Genomic DNA, 7,565 nt, shown 5'->3' with positions numbered 1-7,565 from the left:
AAGACTAAAATCCACTTTGTCATATCTAAAGTGGAATTTAACTTTTCACTTTAGATTTTTTATTTTTTATAAAAAAAGGTATTGACTTTTTTGAAACCTTTATCTAAAATACAATAATGACTATTAATATTTAAAATCAAGCGTTTTTGTGCGCTCAAAAACAGTTTAATAGAGATAAAGAAGGGTGGAGTTAATTCGTGGAAAAGCATACAACTACAGCAAAAAGCAAGATTACTCGTCGTAATTACTCTAGGATTTCAGGATCTTTAGAGTTACCAAATTTAGTAGAAATTCAAACAAATTCCTATAAATGGTTTAAAGAAGTAGGAATTAAAGAAGTATTTGATGATATCTACCCAATTACAAACTTTAATGAAACTTTATCATTAGAATTTGTTGATTGTGCCTTTGATGAACCAAAATATTCCGTAAACGAAAGTAAAGATCGTGATGCAAATTATGCAGCACCAATTCGTGCTACTTTACGTTTAATCAATTCAGGAACTGGTGAAATTAAAGAACAAGAAGTATTTATGGGTGATTTCCCATTAATGACTGATTCAGGAACTTTCATTATTAATGGGGCAGAACGTGTTATTGTATCTCAATTAGTACGTTCACCAGGGGCATACTTTGCTGATGCCATTGATAAAAGTGGTAAAACTGTCTTTGAAGGTAGTATTATCCCATCAAGAGGGACTTGGTTAGAGTTCGAAAATGATGCAAAAGATGTTTTAAATGTTCGTATTGACCGTAATAGAAAAATCCCAGGAACAGTTTTATTACGTGCTTTAGGACTTTCTAGTAATGAAGATATTATTGATGTTTTTGGTGATCATGAATTTATTTTGAACACTTTAGCAAAAGATAATACAACAAACACAGAAGAAGCTTTAATTGAAATTTATAATAAATTAAGACCAGGAGAACCTGCTACATTAGAAGGTGCTACAAGCCTTTTATATACTAGATTCTTTGATCCTAAACGTTATGATTTAGCTAAAGCTGGTCGTTTCAAATTTAAGAAAAAATTAAGTTTATTAGATCGTATTGCAGGACGTGTTCTTGCTGAAGATGTTAAAGATATTGATGGTAACGTTGTTTGTACAAAAGGAACAGTTATTACAAATGAAGTTATTGATACATTAAGACCTGTTTTTGAAGCAGGTGCACACACTGTTGAAATGAAAACTAATCCTAGATTAGAAAGTAATGGTGTATTACAAGTAGTCCATGTTTATGTTGATGAATCACGTACTAAAGTTATGAAAGTAATTGGTACAGATTTATCATTAAATTGTAAATATGTTACAATCTCTGACATGATTGCAGCATATTCATATATGTTAAACTTAGTTGATATTTTCAATTCTTATGATTTAGCACCTGAAGATAGAGTATCTCATATGGCTCGTATAGGTTTATTAGATGATATTGATCATTTAGGAAATAGACGTGTACGTTCTGTAGGTGAATTAATTCAAAACCAATTCAGAATTGGATTATCAAGAATGGAAAGAGTTGTTAAAGAAAGAATGTCATTATCTGAAGTGGATTCAGTAACACCACAATCTTTAACAAATATTCGTCCATTAACTGCCGCAATGAAAGAATTCTTTGCGTCATCACAATTATCACAATTCATGGATCAAATTAACCCATTAGCCGAATTAACAAATAAACGTCGTTTATCTGCATTAGGGCCAGGTGGTTTATCAAGAGACCGTGCAGGATATGAAGTCCGTGACGTACATGCTTCCCATTATGGAAGAATTTGTCCAATCGAAACTCCTGAAGGTCCAAACATCGGGTTAATTTCAACTTTAGCATCTTATGCTAAAATCAATGAATATGGATTTATTGAAACTCCATATCGTAAAGTTAATAAATGTGTTATCGATGAAGACGATGTACGTTATTTAACTGCTGATGAAGAAAAAAATTATATTATTGCACAAGCAAATGTACAAACATCTGATGAAGGTGAAATCTTAGATGAACAAGTTATCGCCCGTCATTTAGGTGAAAATATTATGGCTAAAAGAGAAGATGTTGATTTTATCGATATTTCTCCAAAACAAATCGTTTCTGTTGCCACTTCATGTATTCCATTCTTGGAAAACGATGATGCAACTCGTGCTTTAATGGGTGCCAACATGCAACGTCAAGCTGTACCTTTATTAAATCCACATACACCATTTGTTGGGACAGGTATGGAATATCAAGCTGCAAGAGATTCTGGAGCAGCTTTAGTAAGTAAACATAACGGTACTGTAAGTTATGTAGATGCTAAACGTATTGAAATCGTGGATGATGAAGCAGTTGTTCACAAATATCGTTTAACAAAATTTGCTATTTCAAATGCAGGAACTTGTATCAACCATAAACCAATTGTTAAAGTTGGAGAAGAAGTTGTTGTTGGTCAAGTATTAGCTGATGGTCCAGCAATGGAACAAGGTGAATTAGCATTAGGACAAAACGTGTTAGTTGGTTTCATGACATGGAATGGTTATAACTACGAAGATGCCGTTATTATGTCTGAAAGATTAGTAAAAGAAGATGTATATACATCTATTCATATTGATGAATATTCAATTGAATGTCGTGATACAAAATTAGGACCTGAAGAAATTACAAGAGATATCCCTAACGTTGGGGATGAAGCACGTAAAAACTTAAATAGTGATGGTATCATCATGATTGGTGCTGAAGTTAAAGAAGGAGATATCTTAGTTGGTAAAGTTACTCCAAAAGGTCAAGCTGAATTATCAGCAGAAGAAAAATTATTACTTGCAATCTTTGGTGAAAAGTCAAGAGAAGTTAAAGATAATTCATTAAGAGTTCCTCATGGTGGGGCTGGTATCGTTCATGATATTAAAATCTTTGATCGTAAAAATGGTGATGAATTACAACCAGGTGTTAACCGTGTTGTTAAAGTTTATATCGTTCAAAAACGTAAAATCTCTGAAGGAGATAAAATGGCTGGACGTCATGGTAATAAAGGGGTTATTTCAAAAATCTTACCAATCGAAGATATGCCACACTTAGAAGATGGTACACCATTAGATATCATGTTAAATCCATTAGGGGTTCCATCTCGTATGAATATCGGACAAGTATTAGAGTTACATTTAGGTTATGCCGCTAGACAATTAGGTTTATATATTGCTACTCCTGCTTTCGATGGTTTACATCGTGAAGACTTAGAAGCATTAATGAAAGAAGCAGGAATGAATGAAGATGGAAAACAACCTGTTATTTCTGGACGTACGGGTGAATATTTTGATTCTCCTGTATCTGTAGGTATTATGTACTTCGTTAAATTATCACACATGGTTGATGATAAATTACATGCACGTTCAGTAGGACCTTACTCATTAGTTACTCAACAACCACTTGGAGGTAAAGCTCAAAACGGTGGACAAAGATTTGGGGAAATGGAAGTTTGGGCACTTGAAGCTTATGGTGCTGCTTATACACTTCGTGAAATCTTAACTGTTAAATCTGATGATGTTGTTGGACGTGTTAAAACATATGAAGCTATTGTTAAAGGACAACCAATGCCAGAACCAGGATTACCTGAATCATTTAGAGTATTAAAGAAAGAATTACAAGCATTAGCATTAGATATTCGTTTATTAGATGAAAATGATCAAGAAATTGATGAAAGAAATATCGAAGATGAAGAAAGACGTTTCCCAAGATCAATTGAAAAAGAAGATGTAAACGAAGAAAAAGAAGTTGTTACTGATGCTATGAAATCTGAAGAATTAGTTGAAACTGAAGAAAGTGAATCATTATAAGGAGGGAATAGAAAATGGCAAATACTAATAAATTTTCATCAATCCAAATTGGATTAGCATCTCCTGAAAAAATTCGTGAATGGTCTTATGGTGAAGTAAAAAAACCTGAAACGATTAACTATCGTTCTCAAAAGCCTGAAAAAGATGGTCTATTCTGTGAAAGAATCTTTGGACCATCTAAGGATTGGGAATGTAGTTGTGGAAAATATAAGAAAATTAGATATAAAGGTGTTGTATGTGATCGATGTGGTGTAGAAGTTACTAAATCTGCAGTACGTCGTGAACGTATGGGACATATTGAATTAGCTACACCAGTAGCACATATTTGGTATTTAAAAGGTATTCCATCAAGAATGGGATTAATCTTAGATATGTCACCAAAACAACTAGAAGAAATTATTTATTTTGTTTCTTATGTTGTTATTGATAAAGGAACTACACCTTTAGAATACAAACAAGTATTATCTGAAAGAGATTATCGTAAATGTTATGAACAATTTGGTCATACATTTGAAGCTCAAATTGGGGCTGAAGCGATTCAAACTTTATTAAAACAAGTTGATTTAGATGCAGAATTTGAACTTGTATCTAAAGAATTAAAAGAAGCTCAAGGACAAAAACGTACTAAATTATTGAAGAGATTAGAAGCTATTGAAGCATTTAGATCTTCTGATAATCAACCTGAATGGATGATTCTTGAAGCATTACCAGTTATACCACCTGATTTAAGACCTATGTTACAATTAGATGGTGGACGTTTTGCGACAAGTGATTTAAATGATTTATATAGACGTGTTATTACTCGTAATAATCGTTTGAAAAAATTATTAGAACTTGGAACACCTTCTATTATCGTTCAAAATGAAAAGCGTATGTTACAAGAAGCTGTTGATGCCTTAATTGATAATGGTCGTCGTTCTAAACCAATTACTGGTGCTGGTGGACGTGCGTTAAAATCATTAAGCCATACATTAAAAGGTAAACAAGGACGTTTCCGTCAAAACTTATTAGGTAAACGTGTTGACTATTCAGGACGTTCAGTTATCGCTGTAGGACCAGACTTAAAAATGTATCAATGTGGTATCCCACGTGAAATGGCATTAAGCTTATTTAAACCATTTGTTATCCATGGTTTAGTTGATCAAGAAATTGCTACAAATATTAAAGCAGCTGAAAGATTAATTGATAAAATGGATGATAAAATTTGGCCAATCGTTGAAGAAGTTATCAAAGCACATCCAGTATTATTAAACCGTGCGCCAACTCTTCATAGATTAGGTATCCAAGCATTCGAACCTAAATTAGTAGAAGGACGTGCTATTCGTCTTCACCCATTAGTAACTCCAGCGTTCAATGCCGATTTCGATGGGGACCAAATGGCTGTCCATGTACCATTAGGTGAAGAAGCAATTCAAGAAGCAAGACAATTAATGTTAGGATCAACAAATATCTTAGGTCCTAAAGATGGTAAACCTATCGTTACTCCATCCCAAGACATGGTGTTAGGTAACTACTACTTAACATTAGAAGATGTTGGAGCAATTGGTGAAGGTACTGTCTTTGCTGATAGAAATGAAGTTGATCATGCATATTTTGCTAAAACTGTAAATCTTCATACAAGAGTTGCTATTAAAGCATCTGCATTACACAATGCAACATTTACAGAAGCTCAAAATAACAGTTATTTAATTACTACTGTAGGTAAAATTTTCTTTAATGATATCTTTGATGGACAATTCCCATTTATCAATGAACCAGGTAAAGAAAACTTATCTGGAACACCTGATAGATACTTTGTTCCAATGGGAACTGATATTAAAGCACATATTGCTGCTCAACAACCAGTTAAACCATTAGGTAAAAAAGCATTAGGAAGCATCATTGATGAAGTGTTCAAACAATCTGCATTAACTGATACAAGTTTAATGCTTGATAAGTTAAAAGACCAAGGATTTAAATATTCAACAATTGCTGGTATTACAGTATCTGCTTATGATATCCAAGTGCCACAAGCTAAATTTGAAATCTTTGATAAAGCAGATCAAAAACTTGAACAAATTAAAACTTTCTATAATAAAGGTAAATTAACTGAAGCAGAAAGATACCAAAGCGTAATCAAATTATGGACTGGTGTTAAAGATGAAGTCCAAGAAGTCGTTCGTCAAGAGTTCGAAGCTGATGATCGTAACCCAATCTTCATCATGTCTGATTCAGGTGCCCGTGGATCACTTTCTAACTTCACTCAGTTAGTAGGTATGCGTGGATTGATGTCAAATCCAAAAGGGGAAACAATCGAGTTACCAATCAAGTCTGCCTTCCGTGAAGGTTTAACAGCATCAGAATTCTTTATTTCAACACACGGTGCCCGTAAAGGTTCTACAGATACTGCCTTAAAGACTGCCGATTCAGGTTACTTAACAAGACGTTTAGTAGACGTTGCTCAAGAAGTTATTATTTCTGAAGAAGATTGTGGAACAGATAGAGGATTCGTTGTTACTGAATTATACAATACAGATGACAATACTGTAATTGTTCCATTATATGACCGTTTAGTTGGTCGTTATTCACAAAAAGATGTTTACCATCCAGAAACTAAAGAATTATTAGTTGCTGCAGGTGAAATCTTTACTGAACAAAACGCTAAAGTTGTTTGTGATGCAGGTATTAAAGAAGTTGAAATTCGTTCAGTTCTTGGCTGCGTTGCTAAAGGCGGAGTTTGTAAAAAATGTTATGGTCGTAACTTAGCAACAGGTAATGTTGTTGAATTAGGTGAAGCTGTTGGGGTTATGGCTGCACAATCAATCGGTGAACCAGGTACTCAGTTAACAATGCGTACTTTCCATGATGGTGGGGTTGCCGGTGGTGCCGATATCACTCAAGGGTTACCTCGTATTCAAGAATTGTTTGAAGCACGTAATCCAAAAGCTAAATCAATTATTTCTGAAATTGATGGTGAAGTATCAAATATTATTGATAATGCAGGAAGAATGGAAGTTGTTGTTTCTAACGATTTAGAAACAAGAAGTTACTTAACTCCATATGGTGCAAAATTAAGAGTTAATGTTGGTGATGAAGTACGTATTGGTGATAAAATCACTAAAGGTTCTATTGATCCAAAAGAATTATTAAATGTAGCTGATACAGAAGCTGTTGAAAAGTATATTATTAAAGAAGTTCAAAAAGTATATCGTATTCAAGGTATCGAAATTTCTGATAAACATATCGAAATTATCGTAAGACAAATGTTGAAGAAAATTAGAATTGTTGAAGGTGGAGATACTGGAACACTTCCTGGAACACATGTTAATGTAACTCAATTTACTGAATTAAATAGAGAAGCATTAAAAGAAGGAAAACATCCAGCTGTTGGTAGACCAATCTTATTAGGTATTACTAAAGCATCTCTTGAAACTGATTCATTCTTATCTGCAGCATCATTCCAAGAAACTACTAAGATCTTAACTGATGCATCAATTAAAGGTAAGAAAGATATGTTAAAAGGATTAAAAGAAAATGTATTAATTGGTAAATTATTACCAGCTGGTACAGGATTTAGAGGTCCTTTAAAATCACCTGAAACATTAGCAAAAGAAGCTGAAGAAGCAAAAGCAGCTGAACTTGCTAAATATGATTTATTAGATGATAATCATGAAAATCTTGGAGATCAATTATAAAAAAATAGGCTTAGGCCTATTTTTTTTATATTTGCTAAAGTGAAAAGTTAAATTCCACTTTAAAAAAATGAAAAATAAAAGTAGAATT

General features: G+C 33.2%; 2 protein-coding genes. Both read left to right on the top strand.

Going from position 1 to position 7,565, the window contains the following annotated elements:
- Positions 1-197: 197 nt before the first annotated feature.
- Positions 198-3,803 (top strand): DNA-directed RNA polymerase subunit beta, encoded by a 3,606-nt coding sequence (rpoB, locus tag LJD34_RS14965; protein WP_052010783.1) that lies wholly within the window; start codon positions 198-200, stop codon positions 3,801-3,803.
- 14 nt (positions 3,804-3,817) lie between these two features.
- Positions 3,818-7,477, top strand: coding sequence for a DNA-directed RNA polymerase subunit beta' (rpoC, locus tag LJD34_RS14960; RefSeq protein WP_227360279.1), 3,660 nt, complete (start codon positions 3,818-3,820; stop codon positions 7,475-7,477).
- The last annotated feature ends 88 nt before the right edge of the window (positions 7,478-7,565 follow it).

The sequence above is a fragment of the Faecalibacillus sp. MSK20_93 genome (assembly GCF_020589945.1).
GTDB lineage: Bacteria > Bacillota_I > Bacilli_A > Erysipelotrichales > Coprobacillaceae > Faecalibacillus > Faecalibacillus intestinalis.
The sequence above is the reverse complement of the archived record's forward strand: the minus strand, read 5'-3'. Positions and strand labels throughout refer to the sequence as shown.